Raw genomic sequence first — 18989 nt, 5'->3', positions numbered from 1 at the left:
GAAATCGTGGGCACCAGCAAACTCATCGGCAGCGTCGAGGGCAACGTCGCGGAACCGACACTGGAAGTCGGCAGACGCCTGCGCCTCGGGGATGTCCCGGTGGTCGAGTGGACCTTCAACTACGGCGATGGACGCCTCTACCGCAATGTGACTATCGGCGAACTCGAGAACGGGGAAGCTGTGCGCGTCAGGGACTACTAAGGCGAACCCACCGACACGCCTCTCTGGCGAGTGCCGCTGACCGACCGCCTCGACATGCCCGACGACGGCATCTGGAAGGACAACGACCACCTGAGCCACCACCGACGCGAAAGTGAGCCGACAACCGGTCCGCGGATTCCGAGCACATGACGGTCGGGGTGCCGCCGTACTTGCGGCGCCGCTTTCCGCACCGATGGCGGCACAGCCTCAGCGGCGTCCCAGCCGACCGATGGCGAACCCGACCATGCCGACGAGTCCGCCGAGGGCAACCCAGCCTGCGGCGCGGCCCCCTTTTCCCTCGTCCGGTAGCGGATGCGGCGACGCGGCCTCCCTCGCCCCCGCCCCGACAGCGGCCACGGAAGCCGCCTGGGCCAGCGGCACCGCGGCATCCGATGCCGGGTCGACGACGGACGCGTTTCGCACGAACAGCACGAACCACGCAAAGACGATCAGCACGGCGACGAGTTCGAGGGCGGTGAGGTTGTAGTACCCGATCGGGTACCAGAGCAGCACCGCACCGCCTATCGCGAGTACGAAGACCGTCGTCGTGACGACGAAGCTCCGAGGGAGGTCCTTCAGGACGAGCGGGACCAGCACGATGAGTGCGACGAAGCCGACGACTGCGGAGGTCGCGAAGGTGTTGTGCACGATGAAACTGACGTCGACGGGCACGAGACCGACACCGATGAGCGCCACGCCGACGATGATGATGATGATCCGCACGAGCGGGACGCCGCGGAGGTCGCTGCCTGCGGCGCTTCGCCGCGAGCGCAGGTCGAGGGTCAGGTAGTCCGCGAGCGTCGTCATCACGAGTCCGGCGAGGAGGATCGTCAGGTTGAACGCGTATGCGGAGGTTGCGCCGCCCATCCCGAGTGCGCTGAAGTTCGCCTGCCACCAGCGCGGGTCGGCCGCCGTGAGCATGCTCGAGAACACCCCGGCGGCGAGGAAAAGGCCCAGGAGTGAGGCGAGGCGCGTCGTCGTGATCTCCGCGGCGAGGAGAAAGAGCGCAAAGGTGCTCGCAGCGACCGTCAGCGTGACGAACAGCGCCGCTGCGAACGGGTCGAGCAGCAACTCGCGGAAGGCCAGGTGGAATACCGCGTAGACCGAGCTGATCAGGAGGCCGGCCATTGCGGCACCGGTCAGCGACAGCCCGATGGTGTCGAGGATGCGCCGGATGCGGGCACGCCTGCGCCATCGCGGAGAGTGCCGGGTGAAACGGACATAGGACCATCCGAAGACCGGTAGTCCGATCAACCCGGCGATCTGGGCCGAGAGCCCGCCGACGGAATTCTCACCGGCCAGGCCGACGGCGCGGCCACCGAACACGATCACGGCAGCGAGGAGCCCCGCGAGTGCGCCAGCCGCAGCGGCGATCAGGGCACCGGATTCCACCTCGGATCGGCCGTTACCGGTGCGTTCGTCCTCCACCGGCAGTGCCGGGTCCGCGCGGGAAGGAGTCATCTCCCTATCCTGTCGCGCTTTCGAGGCTGCTGTGGCCGCTGAGCGAGGTGTCGGCCTATGCGGGCGGGGCCTCACTCACGAAGCAGGAGATCGCACTCGCGAGATCCGGCCGGACCATCCGGGCTACCGGGGTGCCGAATTCGATGACCTCGTAACCGTCGCGGTTTCTGGCGATGAAGCCGATCACGCTCAGCGCGTTGTCCTTCGCGATCCGGGAGTCACTGACCCGCCACTCCCGTCTCGAGAGCGCGCGCACCTGGACGTCGCTGGGCGAACGGGACTGACGTGCGGCGGCGATCATGGTGGGTCCTTTCCTCGACATGAACCGACCGTAGGTTCGGTTCCTATCGGTTGCCTTGGGGCCCGATGTGAAGCCGATGAGGCCCGGGACACTCCGATCGCGGACTCAGGTTCCGATCCCGAGCAGCAGGCTCACCGCGATCACGGTCATGATCACCGCGATTCCGATGTCGAGAATCCGCCACGACACCGGCCGGCTGAAGATCGGGCGCAGCAGCCGGGCGCCGAAGCCGAGCGCCGTGAACCAGACGACGCTGCCGAGCACGGCCCCGAGGCCGAAGTACCAGCGCTCGTCGCCATGGGCCGCGGCGACCGAGCCGAGGAACACCACCGTGTCGAGGTACACGTGGGGATTGAGCCAGGTGAGCGCGGCGGTCGTCGCAAGGACCTGCGCAAGAGTCGCGGCCGTGCCGACGACCGAGGTGTCGAGCGGCCGTGGCAGCAGGGCCCGGCGTGTGGCGAGCATCGCGTAGCCGAGCAGGAATGCTGCGCCGACGATCCGAACCACGGCGAGCAGCCACGGTAGCGTGCGGATCAGCGCCCCGAACCCGGCGACGCCGACCAGGATCAGGATCGCGTCGGAGGCCGCGCAGACGATCACCACGGCGAGCACATGTTCCCGGCGCAGTCCCTGCCGAAGCACGTAGGCATTTTGCGCGCCGATCGCCACGATGAGGGACAGGCCGAAGCCGAGGCCGGCGAGGGTGGTGAGGAGCATTCTTCGACCGTACCTCGGCGGCGATGGATGAGTACAACGAAACTTTCTTAGCAGGCATTAGTCTGGCTAATCATGACGATTGACAATGCGCAGCTCAGGGCCCTCGCGGCGACGATCGATCGTGGCTCCTTCGACCTGGCCGCTGCGACCCTGCACATCACGCCGTCCGCGGTCAGCCAGCGGATCAAAGCCCTCGAGACATCCGCGGGCCGGGTGCTGGTGCGGCGAACGAAACCGACAGAGATCACGGATGCCGGACTGCCGTACCTGAGGCTGGCCCGGCAGATCGACGCTCTCGTGCAGGACGTCGTCTCAGGGTCGGAGTCGGAAGCGCGCGCGGGCGTTCCGCTCGCCGTCAACAGCGAGTCGCTCGCGACCTGGGTGCTTCCGGCGCTCGCCGGCCTGCCCGACTCGATCACCTTCGACGTACGCCGTGAGGATGAGGATCACTCGGCCGAACTGCTACGCGCGGGAACGGTGATGGCCGCGATCACGACTGACGTGCGTCCGGTGCACGGCTGCTCCGTCACCCGGCTCGGCAGCATGCGTTACCGGCCGATGGCGCACCCGCGCTTCGCCGCACAATGGTTCGCCGCCGGCGTCACAGCGGATGCCCTGTCCCGCGCGCCGATGGTCGTGTTCGACGCCAAGGACGACCTGCAGGACCGCTTCCTCCGGGGGCGGAGCCGACGGCCGCTCACGCCTCCCCGGCACTCGATCCCGGGGTCCGCGGACTTCGCGGAGGCCGTCCGCCTCGGGCTGGGCTGGGGCATGGTGCCCAACCAGCGGATCCTCAGCGGCGAGGCCGAGGGTGTGCTCGTCGATCTCGCGCCGGGCCGGCACATCGATGTGGTGCTCTACTGGCAGCAGTGGACGCTGCACACGCCCGTGCTCGCGACGATTTACGAGGCGATCCGGGCCGCGGCCGCGGAGCACCTCGACTGAGCCCTGTCGCCACTAACCCCTCTCGCCACTAAGCCCTGCCGGCAGGACCTTGTCGTCAGTCGGCGAGGATTCCGTAGAGGGAACGTCGGAGGTCGTCGATCTGGGTTACGGCCTTCGCACGCTGCTCCGGGGTCGCGGCGAAGCGGAGCTGGTGGATGACGCCCATGAGCTTGGCGACGCTTTCGTGCAGGTTCGCTTCGGCTTCGACGCGTGCCGTCGAGCTGTCCCAGACTCGGGCGAGGGCGTCCGCGTTCTCGGTGACGTAGGCGCGGCCTGGCTCGCTGAGCTGGAATTCGGTGCCGGTGCCGTCACCGGTCGGGGCGATGAGGCCCTCGTCGACGAGCTGTTGCAGCGTCGGGTACACCGATCCGGGGCTCGGGCGCCAGGTGCCTCCCGAGCGCTCGGTGATCTCCTTGATCAGTCCGTAGCCGTTGAAGGGAGCCTCGGAGAGCAACGAGAGAATGGCGAGGCGGACATCGCCCTTGAGCTTGCGCTGGGTACCCGGCGGCATGAAGCCGCGCGGGCCGAAGCCGCCGAAGCCGGGGCCGAAACCGGGGCCGAAACCGGGCCCGGCGCCCCGGCCGAATCCGCGGCGCTCGTGCCGGTCGCCGGAGTCGTGCGTATGGGGTTCGCGAAAATCATTATGCATGGTGGTGTCCAATCGGGAAGTGGGTGGTCGACGGTCGAGAGGATCGGCGATGGCTTAAAGATATATCGGTGAATAGTTGTAAGCAATGACTCTCAGCGAATACGCAGCAGGGAGGTCGAGCGTGATGCACGGTGAGTGCGGCAGCATAGACCCTATGCAGGCCGACCCAGATTTCAATCCGGAGTTCTTCGAGATCAACCCGCTCTTCGCCCGCCCGGGTGAGGACAGCGTTGCGCCGCGGTACGTCCTCGGCGCGGACCCGATGGAGCCGGAGACGGCGTACCAGATCATCCACGACGAGATCATGCTCGATGGAAACGCCCGGCTGAACCTCGCCACCTTCGTCGGCACCTGGATGGACGATCACGCGGGGCGGCTCTACGCGGAGGCGCTCGACAAGAACATCGTCGACAAGGACGAATACCCGCAGACTGCCGCGATCGAGGAGTATTGCTGGCGGATGATCGCCGGCCTCTGGCACGCACCCGAGCCCATGAAGACCGTCGGCACCTCGACGATCGGCTCCTCAGAGGCCTGCATGCTCGGTGGACTCGCCCTGAAACGACGTTGGCAGCAGGCCAGGCGGGCGGCCGGAAAGTCGACCGCGCAGCCCAACCTCGTGATGAGTTCCGCGGTGCAGGTGTGCTGGGAGAAATTCTGCAACTACTGGGACGTCGAGCCTCGATTCGTGCCCATCAGCGAGGAGCACCCGAGCCTGGACGGGCACGACCTAGCGAGCTATGTCGACGAGAACACCATCGGCGTCGTGGCGATCATGGGCGTGACGTACACCGGGGTCTACGAGCCGGTCGCGGCGATCAGTGCCGCCCTCGACGAGATCCAGGAGCGAACCGGAGTGTCCGTTCCCATCCATGTTGACGCGGCCTCCGGGGGAATGATCGCACCCTTCCTGCAGCCGGAGCTCGAGTGGGACTTCCGGTTGGAACGGGTGCACTCGATCAACACCTCCGCGCACAAGTACGGCCTTGTCTACCCGGGACTGGGCTGGATCGTCTGGCGGTCCAAGGATTCACTGCCAGAGGACCTGGTCTTCCATGTCAGCTACCTCGGCGGGAGCATGCCCACGTTCGCGCTCAACTTTTCCCGTCCCGGCGCGCAGGTGCTCCTGCAGTACTATCTCTTCCTTCGGCTCGGATTCGACGGCTACCGTGCCGTGCAGCAGTCCGCCCAGGACGTTGCGCGGTACCTCGCGCGCGGCATCGAGAAGATCGGCGCCTTCACACTGTGGAATGACGGGTCGGACATCCCGGTCTTCGCCTGGCGCCTCACCCCCGGCCACACCCGGAACTGGAACCTCTTCCACCTGTCGGACCGTCTGCGCGCCCACGGCTGGCTCGTTCCCGCGTACGGGATGCCCGACAACCTGTCCGAGATGACTGTCCAGCGGATCGTCGTGCGGAATGGGCTCAGCATGGACCTCGCCGCGCGCCTGCTCACAGTGATCGAGGAGGAGACGGCGTATCTCGACCGGCTCGAAGGTCCGATGCCCGTCGAGGGGCAGCATCCGGGCTTCACGCACTGACTCCCGGCGGGCGCCCCCTTGCCGGCTTGGGCGGCTCTTCCTATGCTCACGACAGGGCCGCCGTCCGGCGGGCCGACGTACAGAGGAGAATGCGATGACGCTTAAATACGGTGTGCTGGCTCTCGTTGAAGCCCGGGCGGGGCAGGAACAGGCCGTCGCGGATTTCCTCGCCGGTGCACAGGCACTGGCCGCCGCCGAGCCGGGCACCCGGACCTGGTACGCCTTCCGGGTCGATGACGACATGTTCGGCATCTTCGACACTTTCGACACCGAAGAGGATCGCCAGGCACACCTCACCGGGGCCGTCCCGGCAGCACTCGCCGAACATGGGCCGACCCTGCTCGTGAGGGACCCCGACATCAGCCGGATCGACATCATGGCCGCTACCTAGTCGGCTTCGAACCCCTCAGCCGCCGCCGACGTGGGTGCCCGGACGGCGGAGCGGGTCGGGTTCGACCTCGCGCATGATCTCCCGTACAACGGGGGCGGTGTCGCCCTGGCCGAGCAGGAGGTAGCGCATCAGGTGGAAGAGCGGGTTGCCCTCCGACCATTCGAAGTACACGTGCGGGCGTACCCCGGAGGCATCCCGCAGGGCGAGCAGGATCGCGGCGATGGCGTTCGGTGCCGCCGGGCTCTGCGCGCGCAGCACCCGGTAGCCTTCGATCTCGACACCCCGGACGTGCACGATCTTGCTGAAGCCGGAGGGGTCGATGACCTCGATCTCGAGGAAGAGCACGTCCGCGGTTCCGGGAACCGGATTCATCCCACGCTGGTCGGCCTCCTTCGCCGCGTACTCGGCGCGGTCGCCGCTCTGGGGCTTGTTCGCGATGATGTTCAGGGCGCCGTCATAGACGAGGGAATCGGCGACGAACTGCCGGGCCGCCCCGTCGAATTCGACGCTGTCCACCCGGAGCTCGGTTGTCCGTGTGACGCGAGAAATCAGGGACACGGCGATGATCGCCGCGATGAAGAACACTGAAATTGTGATCCCGTCCGGTTTCTCGACGATGTTCGCGCCGAGGGCGTAGAGGAGCGCGAGCGACAGGACACTGAAGCCGATGCTCGCGCGGCGTTGCCTGCGGCGGACGGCCGAGATGGTCACGGCGACGGCGCCGGACACCATCATGGCGAGGATCCCGGTCGCGTACGCGCCGGCCTGCGCGTTCACATCCGCCCGGAAACCGATGGTGATCAGCACACTCACCCCGGTGTACACAAGTACGACCGGGCGGATGGCACGGCTCCAGTCCGGCGCCATCCCATACGACGGCAGATACCGCGGCACGATGTTGATCAGTCCGGCCATCGCGGACGCACCCGCGAACCAGAGGATCAGGATGCTGCTCACGTCGTAGACCGTGCCGAAGACCTCGCCGACGCGCTCGTGGGCGAGGAAGGCGAGCGCGCGCCCGCTCGCCGCGCCGCCCGCCTCGAACTCGGCCGGTGGGATGAGAACGGTTGTCACGAAGCTGCTCGAGAGTAGGTAGACGCTCATGATGAGGGCCGCCGTCGTGAGGAGCCTCCGGGTGTTCCGGATCCGCGAGGCGAGTCGTTCCTCGGGGCTCCTGCCGTCCGCGGAGACGAGCGGCATCATGCTGACCCCGGTCTCGAAACCCGAGAGACCGAGGACGAGGAGCGGGAAGGCGATCACGGCGGGCCCGAGGACATCACCGAAACCGCTTCCCCGTGCTGTGAGTGCGTCCGTCCAGCTCGCGATCACCCCGGGTTCGGTGAAGGCGTCGTAGAGTCCGACGCCGATCACGATTCCGTTGAGCAGCAGATACGCCGCGACGAGGGGAATGGCGACGGAGACGGCCTCGCTGAAACCGAGCAGGAAGACTCCGCCGAGGATGAGCAGCAGCACGACCGTGATCGGCACGGCCTGGCCCGCGAGGAAGCTCGGCGTAAACGGGTTCTCAAGGATGTGGACCGTCGCATCCGCCGAGGACAGCGTGATCGTGATGATCCAGCTGGTCGCGACGAAGCCGAGCAGGATGAGCACGAACACCTTGCCGCGCCAGAACGGCAGCAGCCGCTCGAGCATCGCGACGGACCCTTGCCCGTGCGGGCTCTCCTTCGCGACGCGGCGATACATTGGCAGCATGCCGAGGAGGGTGAGCGCGACGATGAGCAGGGTCGCAACGGGTGAGAGCGCGCCGGCGGCGAGCGCCGCGATACCGGGCAGATAGGAGAGGGTCGAGAAGTAGTCGACGCCGGTGAGGCACATCACCTGCCACCACGGGTGAGTGGATGCCGTCCCCTCTTCGCTCTCGAGGCCCACCGGTTGCACCCGGTTGGCCAGGAGCCACCGGCCCAGGGGCCCATATGCTGTTTTCTTGCGGATCGGACTCGGAACACTCGCAGGGATCTCGGGACGAGCGGCATGGCCCGGTGCCTGGTCCATGGTCACACGAGCTTCCGGGCATCATCCTCGTCGGGCACGTCGACGGTGTCCGGGGTAGCCAGGTTGTGGTGGATCGGCGTCCGGCGGTCGCCGAGCGATTCACCGGTGCCACCCCACATCCCGGAGATGACCTCGGCCATGATCGAGACCGCGGTCTCCTCCGGCGTACGGGCGCCGAGATCGAGACCGATCGGGCTGTGCAGCCGCGCCAGTGCGACCTCGGGCACGGATGCCGCCCGCAGCCGGTCCAGGCGGTCGTCGTGGGTGCGCAGGGAACCCATGGCGCCGACGTAGGCGAGGTTCCCGTCGGCCAGGGCCAGCTCGAGGAGAGGGACGTCGAACTTCGGATCGTGGGTGAGCACGCAGACGACGGTGCGCGCGTCGAGGAGGCCGGCGGCACTCTGCTCGGCGAAGTAGCGGTGAGGCCAGGCCACGACGACCTCGTCGGCTCCGGGGAACCGCGCAGGAGTCGCGAACACGGCGCGGGCATCGCACACGGTGACCCGGTACCCGAGGAAGTCGGCCAGCCGGGTCAGGGCCGCGGCGAAGTCGACAGCGCCGAACACGAGCATCCGTGGCCGCGGGGCGAAGCTCGTGACGAAGACGCGCAGTTCAGCGCCGTCGCGTTCTCCGTCCGGCCCGTAGCCGATCGTCGAGGTGCGCCCCGCCGAGAGGAGGCCGCGGGCATCGTCGCCCACGACGTGGGTGAGCCGTTCGGAACCGAGGTCTCCGCTCACCCCGTCGCCGTGGACGATAAGGTGACGGCCGAGGATGCGGGGGTCGGGGTGCTCGATGACGGTCACGATGCCGACCGGAACGGACCTCGCGAGGTCGCGCATGACTGTGTCGAGCTCCGCGAAGGTCTCGCGGGAGACCGGTTCAACGAAGACGTCGAGGATGCCGCCGCAGGTCAGGCCGACCGCGAAGGCGTCGTCGTCGCTGATGCCGTAACGCACGAGGGCCGGCCGTCCGGTGCGGATCACCTCCTGCGCGAGTTCGTAGACGGCGCCCTCGACGCAGCCTCCCGACACCGAGCCGACGACGGCGCCGTCGCTCGTGACGAGCATCGATGCTCCTGCGGGCCGGGGCGCGGAGTGGAACGTGCGTACGACCGTGGCGAGCGCCGCCGTCCGCCCGCGTTCCCAGCCGGGAACCAGTTCTCCGATGACGTCACGCATTGCGGAGTCTCACGGTCTGCGCCCCTGGCGGGTGTCCGCGGCCGGGCGGGCTGCACCGTGCCGGCCGAGCCGGTAGCCGACGAAGCCGACGACGGCGAGCAGGCCGAGGAGCGTGGCCGGGTTGCTGAGGCGCTCCATGATCATCGCCCTGGCGAAGCTGAAGGCGTCGAGGCTCGATCCGGCGGCCGGAGGCGGCGGAGTCCTGGGAACCGTCCGGGCGGGAACATCCGCCGGGTGCACGATGCCGATCGGTGCCGTCGCGTGCGGCTCGGCGTCCGCCGGCACGGTGTCCGCCGGCACGGGAGCCTCGCTCAGCATCGCCTGGAGGTTCTCGGCGAAGAGCGCCATCATCTGGTCTGTGACGCTGCCGATGATGCTCTTGCCCATCACGGCGACCTTCCCGGAGAGGTCGACGTCGGCGTTCACGGTTCCGTGGGTCGTGCCGTCCGCCTCGGTGAGGACGAGCGTTGCGGTCCCCTGCGCGGTGCCCTGGCCGCGCGCCTCCTGGGCGCGCCCCGAGAAGACCGCCCGGTGGGCGTCTGAATCCCGCTCGATCACGTTCATCATTCCTTTGTACTGCATTGCCACCGGTCCGAGCTTCACCTTCATGCCGACCTGAAAGGCGTCGTCGGAGAGACGGTTCAGGATCTGCGCTCCCGGTACGCAACCGGCGACACGTTCGAAGTCCATCAGGGTCGCCCAGACGTCCTCGATCGGCGCGGTGACGGAAAAGGTGCTGTCAAGCTGCATGGTCATGTCCTCTGGTCGGTTGGGGTCGAGTACGGGGATCGGTGCTGGATACGGTGCCGGGACGGCTGCGGGGGTCGAGCCGTTCTGCGCGGATCAGGTCGGCGAGTTCGCCGAGCGCCGAGTAACTGTGGCCGCTCACGATGCCGTCGATGTAGGGCAGTGCGGCCTTCATCCCCCCGACGAGCGGCTGGAATCCGGGCGCGACCGTACGCGGGTTGACCCAGACGATCCGGTACGCGAGGCGGCGCAGACGGGCCATCTGGTCGGCAACGAAAGCGGGGTCGTCGAGGGCCCAACCGTCGGAGAGCACCACGATCACAGCGCCCCTGGCCAGTCCGCGCCGACCGTGGTCGTCGATGAACCGGCGGATGCTGTCGCCGAGCCGGGTGCCGCCGGCCCAGTCCGAGGAGCTCGCCGCGGCGCTCGCGAGCGCGGCGTCCGCATCCCGGACGGCGAGTTGGCGGGTCAGCCGGGTCAGCTCGGTCGAGAAGACGAAGGCCTCCGCGTGCGCGCCCGCAACGGCGCCCTGGAGCAGGCTGAGGAACACCCGGGTGTACGGTTCCATCGACGCCGACACGTCGCAGAGCAGGACGAGCCTGCGCGGTTGTTGCCTGCGGCGGGAGGAGACCAGAAGGATCGGCTCCTCGCCGGTGCGGTGTGCGGCCCGGACGGTGCGCCTCAGGTCGAGCCGGGCGCCGTCCGCTCGGGTCGGCCGAACGCGCCTGCTGCGCCGAAGCGGGGTCGAGAGCGAGATCCGGCGCACGAGGTTCCGAACCTGTTCAGTCTCATCAGCACTCAGGAGCGAAAACGAGGTGTCGTGCAAGCGGCGTTCGAGCGAGGCGAGCATCAGGATCGTCTCGCGTTCGACGGCGCCCGGATCCGAGGGCCCTGATGCGGGAGCAGGCGTCGGTGCCCGGTTCTCGGGTCCTTCGCGCGGTTCCTGCCGCCTCGCGGCGAGGTCGTCGTGCGGCGCCGGGCGCGTCCTGGCCTCCGAGCCGATGGCCGGCGGCGCGTTCGGGTCACCGCGCTGGTCCGCCGGGTCGAGCAGGCCGTCGAAGACGGCAGAGAAGACCGCGTCGAACACCGGCAGCTGTTCCCTCGACGAGAGGAGCACGATGCGGCACGTCCAATAAAGTGCCGAGCGATGGGTCGGCGGCACCACCTGGACCGCGTCGGCGAGCCGTGCAGCCCCGTCGACCGAAACCGGCAGGCCCGCGCGGCGGAGCGCGGTGACGAACCCCGCGGCGAACGCGGCCGCTTCTACCCGCGGGGCGGGATCCGCCGGTGCGCGCTCGGAAATCTTCGCCATGTCAGCTCCCGGCCATCCAGTCGGCCCCGCGCGCGAGCGCGAGATCGAGGTCGTCCCTGTTCTTGATCAGGGACCCCCAGGTCTGGACGACGTACTGCGGATCAAGACGGTCGGCGCCGAGAACGGCGAGCGCAGCCGCCCAGTCGATGGCCTCGGCGATGCCGGGTGGTTTGACGAGGTCGAGGGAGCGCAGCCGGGTGATCGCGGTCGCGGCGTCGAGGGCGAGGCGTTCGGTACTGCCGGGCACCCGGCGGCGCACGATCTCGGCGATCCGTTCCGGGCTCGGGTAGTCGATCCAGTGGTAAAGACACCGCCGGGTGAGGGCGTCGTGCAGGTCGCGGGTGCGGTTCGAGGTCAGGATCACGATCGGCGGCACCGCGGCCCTGATCGTGCCGAGCTCGGGGATCGTCACGGCGGCCTCGGCGAGTAGTTCGAGGGTGAAGGCTTCGAACTCGGCGTCCGCACGATCGATCTCGTCGAGCAGCAGCACGGCCGGCCGGGGACCGGGGTGTTCGATAGCCTGCAGGAGGGGGCGTCGCCGCAGGTACTCCGGCCCGAACAGCGCATCCTCGTCGATCCCTGATCCGCTGGCCTCCGCGAGCCGGATCGCCAGGAGCTGGCGCGGGTAGTTCCACTCGTACAGGGCCTCGCCCGCGTCGATTCCCTCGTAGCACTGGAGCCGGAACAGGGGCGTGTCGAGCGCCCTCGCGAGCGCCTTGGCCGCCTCGGTCTTGCCGACGCCCGGTTCGCCCTCGAGCAGGATCGGCTGCGGCAGGCGCACCGCGAGGAAGAGGGCCGTCGCGAGGCCTTCGTCTGCGAGGTAGTCCTCCGCGGCGAGCGCAGTCTGCAGTGCAGGCACGTCAGGGAACAGCGCCCGGACCGCGGACGTCGCCCCGCCCCTGGCCGGGCTCGAGGGGATTCCCTCAACGCTCGGTGCCATGGTCAGTGCTCCACGGTAGAGGTGTGGACGTGGGTCTTCGTGAGGGCGAAGCGCTCTGGATCTGCGACGAAGGCCGCGCGACATCCGGGGGAGCAGAAGAAGTGTGTTGTCCCCGCGTGCTCGTAGTGCAGGCTCGTGGGCAGGGCGGCAATCGTCATCCCGCAGACAGGATCAGTGGCGCTCGGAGGCTCCGACGTCGCGTCGGCCTCCCCCGGGGACGCCGGGAGCGGCAGGGCCCCGGTAGCTCCGGCGAGCCCCGCCGACCGGAGCCTGAAACGTTCGGCGACGAATTGCGCGAAGACCGACACCGCGATCTCGCCGGGGGTCCGGCCGCCGAGGTCGAGTCCCGCAGGGTTGAACACCCTGGCGCGTTGCTCGGCGTCGACGTTGAGGGAGGCGAGCACTGCGGCGCCCCGGCTGGGGCTCGCGACGAGCGCGACATAGGGCACCCCCGCGCGGAGGGCCGCCTCGAGGGCGGGTTCCTCTTCCCGGCCGTGGGACGCGACGATGAGTGCGGCGTCGTCCCGGCGCGGTGACGTGGCCGTGCCCGGGGCGCCGATCGTCTCGGTGAGCTCGACGTCGAAGCCGAGGTCTACCCCGATCGTGGCGAGGGCCCGCGCGACCGGTGTCGCGCCGAGGACGACGACCCGCGGTGCCGGATGCCATGGCTCGAGAAAGATCTCGACGGCGCCCCCGCTGAGGCACGGGTTCCGCACCTCGACAGCGCCGTCCTCGGCCGCGCCGGACGGGTCCTCGGGCACGACCCTGAGAAGGAGGGGCTCGCGTGCGGCGAGTTGCCTGAGCCCGTAGTACCGAACGGATGCCTCGACGCAGGCGCCGCCGACGAACCCGTCGATCCGGCCGGCGGCATCCACAACGGCGGTGTCACCGGCGTGCGCGCTCGTCGGGCGCTGGGCGCGTACGACGGTGGCGCGGACGAACGGCTCGCGGCGTTCGGTGAGTTCGTGCGCCCTGCGGGCGAGAGCGTCCGGAATCGGTGGCATCGGCCCGGCAATCAGATCGGCGGGCGGGGACGACCCTGGATGGCCGCCCACACCCGTGCCGGCGTGCACGGCATGTCCATGTGCGTGATTCCGAACGGGGAGAGGGCGTCGACGACCGCGTTGACGATCGCGGGGGGCGAACCGACCGTCGCGGACTCTCCGATGCCCTTCGCTCCGATCGGGTGGTGCGGCGAGGGGGTCACGGTGTACCCGGTCTCCCAGTCCGGCACCTCCATCGCGGTCGGGATGAGGTAGTCCATGAAGGAGCCGCCGAGGTTGTTGCCCGACTCGTCGAATTCGATGAACTGCATGAGCGCCATGCCGACGCCATCGGTCAGGCCCCCGTGCACCTGGCCCTCGATGATCATCGGGTTGATCCGGGTACCGCAGTCGTCGACGGCGACGAACCGGCGCACCGTGACGTGCCCGGTGCCGGGGTCGACGTCGACGACGCAGATGTAGGCGCCGAAGGGGAAGGTCAGGTTCGGCGGGTCGTAGGTCACCTCGGCGTCGAGATTGCCGTCGATCCCCTCCGGCAGGGCGACGGTGCCGTATGCGCCCATCGCGATCTCGGCGATGGTCTTGCCGACGCTCGGGTCGCCCTTCACGAACCAGCGGCCCTTCTCCCATTCGAGGTCTTCCGCGCGGGTCTCGAGCATGGCGGCGGCGATGAACCGGGCCTTCTCGCGCACCTTGCGGGCGACGAGGGCTACGGCAGCGCCACTGACCGGGGTCGACCGGCTGCCGTATGTGCCGAGACCGAACGGCGTCTGGTCGGTGTCGCCGTGCACGACGTCGATGTCCTCTGGCGGGATGCCGATCTCCTCAGCGACGATCTGGGCGAAGGTCGTCTCGTGGCCCTGCCCCTGGCTCTGCACCGAGATGCGCACCACCGCCTTGCCGGTGGGGTGCACGCGCAGTTCCGCGCCGTCGTTCATGCCGAGGCCGACGATGTCCATGTGCTTGCGCGGGCCGGCACCGACCGTTTCGGTGAAGAATGAGATACCGATACCCATCAGTTCGCCGCGGTCGCGTTTGGCCTGCTGCTCCCGTCGCAGGTTGTCGTACCCGGCCATCTTCATCGAGAGCCGCAGCGCACGCTCGTAGTCCCCGGAGTCGTACTCCCAGCCGGTCTTGTTCGGATAGGGGAACTGCTCTGGCTTGATCAGGTTCTTCAGGCGCAGTTCCGCCGGGTCCATCTCGAGCTTCGCGGCCAGGATGTCGACAAGCCGCTCCACGAGGTAGACGGCCTCTGTGACCCGGAAGGAGCACGCATATGCGACACCGCCGGGCGCCTTGTTCGTGTACACGCCGGTCACCGAGCAATGCGCCGCCTGGAGGTCGTAGCTTCCGGTGAAGATGTGGAAGAAGCCGGCCGGATACTTCGTCGGCTGCGCCGTGGCGTTGAAGGCACCGTGGTCGGCGAGGACGTTGGTGCGCACGGCGAGGATCCTGCCGTCTTTCGTCGCGGCGATCTCGCCCTGCATGATGTAGTCGCGGGCGAAGGAGGTCGACATCAGGTTCTCCGAGCGGTCCTCCATCCATTTCACCGGTTTGCCGGTCACGATCGAGCCGACGACGGCGAGGATGTAGCCCGGGTAGATGCCGACCTTGTTGCCGAAACCGCCGCCGATGTCGGGGGAGACGATCCGGATCTTGTGCTCCGGGATGCCCGCGACCATGGCGAACAGGGTCCGGTGGGCGTGCGGGGCCTGGCTCGTCTCGTAGAGGGTGAGCTTGCCGGTCACCGCGTCGAAGTCTGCGACGGCGCCGCAGGTCTCCATGGGAGCCGGGTGCGATCGCGGGTAGACGATCTCCTGGCTGACGACGACGTCTGCTGCGGCGAAGACGGCATCCGTCTCGGCTTTGTTGCCTGCCTCCCAGTCGAAGATGTGGTTGTCGGTGCGCCCTTCCATCTCGTCGCGAACGACCGGTGCGTCGGCGTCGAGCGCCTTCCTGGCGTCGACGACAGGCGGCAGCACGTCGTAGTCGACCTCGATGAGTTCGAGTGCGTCCCGGGCGGCGTAGCGGTCCTCCGCGACGACGAACGCGACCTCCTGGCCCTGAAAGCGCACTTTATCGGTCACGAGCACCGCCTGCACGTCGGCGGAGAGGGTCGGCGCCCACGCGAGGCCGAGGCCGAGCAGGTCGGCCCCCGTGATGACGGCGACGACGCCCGGGTGGGCGAGGGCGGCGGTCGTGTCGATCGAGACCAGCCGGGCATGCGCGACCGGTGAGCGCAGGATCGCGCCGTGCAGCATTCCGGGCAGCGCGATGTCGTCGACGTAGTGGCCGCGGCCGCGCACGAAACGGGGGTCTTCCTTGCGTTGCAGCCGACCGTAGCCGATCGGGCGGCCCTCGTCGTCCGCCGCCGGGTTGGGTGCGTGTTCCTGCAGGATGGTCATGCGGTCACCTCTTCCGGTTCAGTCTGCGAGGCCGGGATCGCCCGGGCCGCTTCCGCCGCCGCGGCGCCCGGTTCCGTGGTCGTGCCCGCCGAGTCGTCGAGCGCGGCGGGGTCGCCACCGTCGGCATCCGCTTCGGTCAGGCCCGCCGGGTGGTCTGCTGCCCAGTGCACCGAACGGACGATCGTCGCGTAGCCGGTGCAGCGGCAGATCTGCCCCGAGATCGCCCGGCGGATCTCGGTATCGTCGGGGTGCGGGTTCACGTCGAGGAGAGCGCGGGCGGTGAGCATCATGCCCGGGGTGCAGAATCCGCACTGCAGCCCGTGTTCCTCCATGAAGCCCTGCTGCACGGGGTCGAGGGTGCCACCGGTGGCGAGGCCTTCGACCGTCGTGATCGCATGACCATCGGCCATCGCCGCGAGCACGGTGCACGACTTCACCGGCTGCCCGTCCATGAGCACGACGCAGGTGCCGCAGTTGGAGGTGTCGCAGCCCCAGTGAGTTCCGGTCAGCCTCAGCACGTCGCGGATGTAGTGCACGAGCAGGACGCGTGGTTCGACCTCGTTGGTCACGTCGGTCCCGTTCACCGTCATGGTGATCTGCATGGATTCAGCCTTCCTGCGGTGTGGTGGGGGGCCCGGTCGCGCCGGCGAAGTCCGCGACACGATCTGTCGCGCGGCGCAGGACGCGCCGGGTGAGCTCGTCGGCGAGGTGTCGCTTGTAGTCGATCGGTCCGCGCTGGTCGGCGACCGGGTCGGCCGCGAGTGCTGCGAGGCGGCCGGCCTCGATGAAGAGCTGCTCGCCGGGGCGTTCACCGCGGAGCAGCTCCGTGACCGCGCCGACCGTGCCGTCGAGCCCCACGGCGGTCAGGCCGACGGATGCCTCCGCGATCGTGCCGTCCTCTGCGAACGAGAGCGCGGCTCCTGCCGCGGCGACGGCCCAGTCGCCGACCCTGCGCTCGACCTTTTCGTACGCGCTTCCTGAGCGCGGCCGGATCGGGATGCGCACCTCGCAGAGCAGCTCATCCGCGGCGACCGCCGTCTTGTAGGCGCCGCGATGGAACTCGGTCATTGTCAGCATCCGCTCGCCCAGGGGACCGCGAACGATCGCCTCGGCACCGAGCACATCGCAGACCGTCGCGAGGTCCTCCGCAGGATCGGCCTGGCAGAGCGAACCTCCGATCGTGCCGCGATTGCGGACGATAGGGTCTGCGATCACTCGCTCGGCGTCGCCGACGATCGGGAAGAGCGCGGCGATCTCAGCGGACTCGAGGAGGGTCGTGTGCCGGGTGAGGGCGCCGATCCGCAACCGGTCTCCGTCCCGCAGCACGAAGTCGAGTTCGAACAGGTCGTTGATGTCGATGAGCCATTCCGGCCTGGCGAGGCGGAGCTTCATCATTGGCAAGAGGCTGTGGCCGCCCGCGATTACGCGGGCCTCGGGGCCGTGCCGGGACAGCAGTGCGATGGCGTCGTCGACAGTGTCAGCGCGGGCGTATTCGAACGGTGCCGGAATTTGCACGGACCCTCCCCATTGAGAAATGCCCTGCGGAATGGGGGGCACTGGATGCCACACATAGTGGCCCCGGGCCCCAGCGAAGTCAATGACCCGCCGATCGGGCATTTTCGTTCGGTTCATGGCAAAGACCTAGACAACGCACAGGCTTCGGATTAATCTGCCAGCGTCGGCACCCGTGTGTGTGCCGGCCTCCCTGGGAGACGCTGTGCATCACACGTTCTCTCGGCGGTGCTTGACAACATGCAATCGTCATCTGCTCTCGGCGTATCCGCGCAGCGCTTGTCGTCCGGCGCTTCTTTCTCAGCGGTCGTGGCGAGAGCCGATCGTGAAGAGAACAGAGATCATGACCAGGACACTGCACGGAACAGGACTACGCAGGGGGCTCGTCGCGGGGGTGGCGTGCGCCTCCCTCGCGGTGGCGTTCTTCGGCGCCGCCCCGGCATCGGCCGGACAGGGATCCGAACACGGCGACGGCGCCGGGGACGGAACAGGCACGCCGGTGACGCTCGTGGAGGGCCTACTCGGCCCGCTCAGCCTCGAGGTCGGAAGGCACAACACCGTCTACGTCAGCCAGAACTTCGCCGGCGAACTCACGAGGGTGGCCCGCGACGGAACGACAGCGACCATTGCGAGCGCCCCCGGGGAGGAGATCTCCGCGGTCACCGCGCGGAAGGGCACCGTCTACTACGCCCGGGTGGCCCAGGACCACAGCGCGGCCACGCTCAGGTCCATCGCGCCAGACGGCACCGACGCTGAGCTCGCCGACATCTGGGCCTACGAGAATTCGGCGAACCCGGACCAGGGCAACAGCTACGGGTTCGTCGACCTCGACCCGGCGTGTGCCGCCCAGTTCGATCCGGCCCTGCCGCCCTTCATCCCGGCGACGTACATGGGGGTCGTCGACACGCACCCGTACGCGTCGCTCGCCCTGTGGAACGGGGTGTACGTCGCGGATGCCGGTGGAAACGCGATCCTCCACGTCGACTGGGACGGCACGGTGTCCACCACCTCGGTTCTGCCGCCGAGCGACCCGATCACCATCGACGCGGCGATGATCGCCTACATCGGCTTCCCCGCTTGTGCCGCAGGTCACGACTACCGCTTCGAACCGGTTCCGACGGATGTCGAGCTCGGCCCGGACGGTTGGCTCTATGTCACGTCGCTCCCGGGCGGGCCAGAGGACGCGAGCCTCGGCGCGCGCGGCTCGGTGTACCGGGTCGATCCGGACTCTGGTGACGTCGAACTCGTCGCGACAGGGTTCGTCGGTGCGACGGGCCTCGCGGTCTCGCAGGAAGACGGCACGATCTACGTCGCCGAGCTGTTCGGCGGTTCGGACGGCGCCGGCCAGGTGTCGGTGCTCCAATCCGGTTCGGACACGCCGAGTGCGCTCGTGGCGGTGTCGCAGCCGGCCGCGATCGAGTTGCGCCACGGTGCGCTCTACCTCACGACAGATGCGATCACTCCGGACGCGAACGGAGCGCCGACCCCGGTCGGCAAACTCGTGCGCATCCCGCTGACGGGTGGCCACGCCGCGAGCGACTCCCTCGACGACACGACCGACTGAACCTCGCCCTCACCAATTCGACGGAGAAATTGCCTAAAAACAGGGTCACCCACGTATTTGAAGCTCTTTCCGAGCAAAAAATCCGTCGAATCGGTTGGGGGCGGGC

At 68.5% G+C, this 18989-nt stretch carries 18 protein-coding genes; 5 read left to right on the top strand and 13 right to left on the bottom strand.

Annotation, left to right across the window (positions count from 1 at the left end):
• The first annotated feature begins 6 nt into the window (after window positions 1–6).
• The gene (locus RCH22_RS07170) at window positions 7–201 is read left to right on the top strand and encodes a hypothetical protein (RefSeq protein ID WP_327013369.1); all 195 of its coding nucleotides are present in this window, start codon (window positions 7–9) and stop codon (window positions 199–201) included.
• A 207-nt stretch (window positions 202–408) separates the two neighbouring features.
• On the opposite strand, the gene RCH22_RS07165 is transcribed toward RCH22_RS07170, so the two are convergent.
• The 3 genes from RCH22_RS07165 to RCH22_RS07155 all read right to left on the bottom strand — a co-directional run bounded on the left by RCH22_RS07165 (window position 409) and on the right by RCH22_RS07155 (window position 2680).
• Window positions 409–1662: a hypothetical protein gene (locus tag RCH22_RS07165; RefSeq protein WP_327013368.1), complete on the bottom strand. Its 1254-nt coding sequence runs from the start codon at window positions 1660–1662 to the stop codon at window positions 409–411.
• Between the two features lie 55 nt (window positions 1663–1717).
• Window positions 1718–1984: a hypothetical protein gene (locus tag RCH22_RS07160; protein WP_327013367.1), complete on the bottom strand. Its 267-nt coding sequence runs from the start codon at window positions 1982–1984 to the stop codon at window positions 1718–1720.
• 84 nt (window positions 1985–2068) lie between these two features.
• A complete protein-coding gene (locus tag RCH22_RS07155) occupies window positions 2069–2680 on the bottom strand; it encodes a LysE/ArgO family amino acid transporter (protein WP_327013366.1) in 612 nt (203 codons plus the stop codon).
• A gap of 72 nt (window positions 2681–2752) precedes the next feature.
• Between RCH22_RS07155 and RCH22_RS07150 the strand changes: the two genes are divergently transcribed.
• On the top strand, window positions 2753–3625 hold the full coding sequence (locus RCH22_RS07150; protein WP_327013365.1) for a LysR family transcriptional regulator ArgP: 873 nt from the start codon (window positions 2753–2755) through the stop codon (window positions 3623–3625).
• 55 nt (window positions 3626–3680) lie between these two features.
• Here RCH22_RS07150 and RCH22_RS07145 read toward each other — a convergent pair whose 3' ends face one another.
• Window positions 3681–4274, bottom strand: coding sequence for a PadR family transcriptional regulator (locus RCH22_RS07145; protein WP_327013364.1), 594 nt, complete (start codon window positions 4272–4274; stop codon window positions 3681–3683).
• 154 nt (window positions 4275–4428) lie between these two features.
• Here RCH22_RS07145 and RCH22_RS07140 point away from each other — a divergent pair, with 154 nt between their 5' ends.
• Window positions 4429–5817, top strand: a complete 1389-nt coding sequence (locus RCH22_RS07140) for a glutamate decarboxylase (protein WP_327013363.1) — start codon at window positions 4429–4431, stop codon at window positions 5815–5817.
• A 94-nt stretch (window positions 5818–5911) separates the two neighbouring features.
• On the top strand, window positions 5912–6208 hold the full coding sequence (locus RCH22_RS07135; RefSeq protein WP_327013362.1) for an antibiotic biosynthesis monooxygenase: 297 nt from the start codon (window positions 5912–5914) through the stop codon (window positions 6206–6208).
• 15 nt (window positions 6209–6223) lie between these two features.
• On the opposite strand, the gene RCH22_RS07130 is transcribed toward RCH22_RS07135, so the two are convergent.
• From RCH22_RS07130 to RCH22_RS07090, 9 genes are read right to left on the bottom strand one after another with little or no spacing between them, the layout of a single operon-like run.
• Window positions 6224–8221, bottom strand: a complete 1998-nt coding sequence (locus RCH22_RS07130) for an amino acid transporter (RefSeq protein ID WP_327013361.1) — start codon at window positions 8219–8221, stop codon at window positions 6224–6226.
• Window positions 8222–8223: 2 nt separating this feature from the next.
• Complete coding sequence (locus RCH22_RS07125) at window positions 8224–9399, bottom strand: XdhC/CoxI family protein (protein WP_327013360.1); 1176 nt, start codon at window positions 9397–9399, stop codon at window positions 8224–8226.
• Window positions 9400–9408: 9 nt separating this feature from the next.
• Entirely contained in the window at window positions 9409–10149 is a 741-nt protein-coding gene (locus RCH22_RS07120; protein ID WP_327013359.1) for an SRPBCC family protein, read from the bottom strand.
• Window positions 10139–11458, bottom strand: coding sequence for a VWA domain-containing protein (locus RCH22_RS07115; RefSeq protein WP_327013358.1), 1320 nt, complete (start codon window positions 11456–11458; stop codon window positions 10139–10141). The genes RCH22_RS07120 and RCH22_RS07115 overlap by 11 nt, the downstream gene beginning before the upstream one ends.
• 1 nt (window position 11459) lies before the next feature.
• Window positions 11460–12398 (bottom strand): MoxR family ATPase, encoded by a 939-nt coding sequence (locus RCH22_RS07110; RefSeq protein WP_327013357.1) that lies wholly within the window; start codon window positions 12396–12398, stop codon window positions 11460–11462.
• Window positions 12399–12400: 2 nt separating this feature from the next.
• Complete coding sequence (locus tag RCH22_RS07105) at window positions 12401–13402, bottom strand: XdhC family protein (RefSeq protein WP_327013356.1); 1002 nt, start codon at window positions 13400–13402, stop codon at window positions 12401–12403.
• A gap of 11 nt (window positions 13403–13413) precedes the next feature.
• On the bottom strand, window positions 13414–15807 hold the full coding sequence (locus tag RCH22_RS07100) for an aerobic carbon-monoxide dehydrogenase large subunit (RefSeq protein ID WP_327013355.1): 2394 nt from the start codon (window positions 15805–15807) through the stop codon (window positions 13414–13416).
• Window positions 15804–16409 (bottom strand): (2Fe-2S)-binding protein, encoded by a 606-nt coding sequence (locus tag RCH22_RS07095; protein WP_327013354.1) that lies wholly within the window; start codon window positions 16407–16409, stop codon window positions 15804–15806. The genes RCH22_RS07100 and RCH22_RS07095 overlap by 4 nt, the downstream gene beginning before the upstream one ends.
• 4 nt (window positions 16410–16413) lie before the next feature.
• Window positions 16414–17322, bottom strand: a complete 909-nt coding sequence (locus tag RCH22_RS07090) for a xanthine dehydrogenase family protein subunit M (RefSeq protein ID WP_327013353.1) — start codon at window positions 17320–17322, stop codon at window positions 16414–16416.
• Window positions 17323–17662: 340 nt separating this feature from the next.
• Here RCH22_RS07090 and RCH22_RS07085 point away from each other — a divergent pair, with 340 nt between their 5' ends.
• A complete protein-coding gene (locus RCH22_RS07085) occupies window positions 17663–18883 on the top strand; it encodes a ScyD/ScyE family protein (RefSeq protein WP_327013352.1) in 1221 nt (406 codons plus the stop codon).
• Window positions 18884–18989: the final 106 nt, after the last annotated feature.

Source organism: Cryobacterium sp. GrIS_2_6 (assembly GCF_035984545.1).
In the GTDB taxonomy this organism is placed as follows: Bacteria; Actinomycetota; Actinomycetes; order Actinomycetales; family Microbacteriaceae; genus Cryobacterium.
This window is presented reverse-complemented; position numbering and strand designations above follow the sequence as displayed.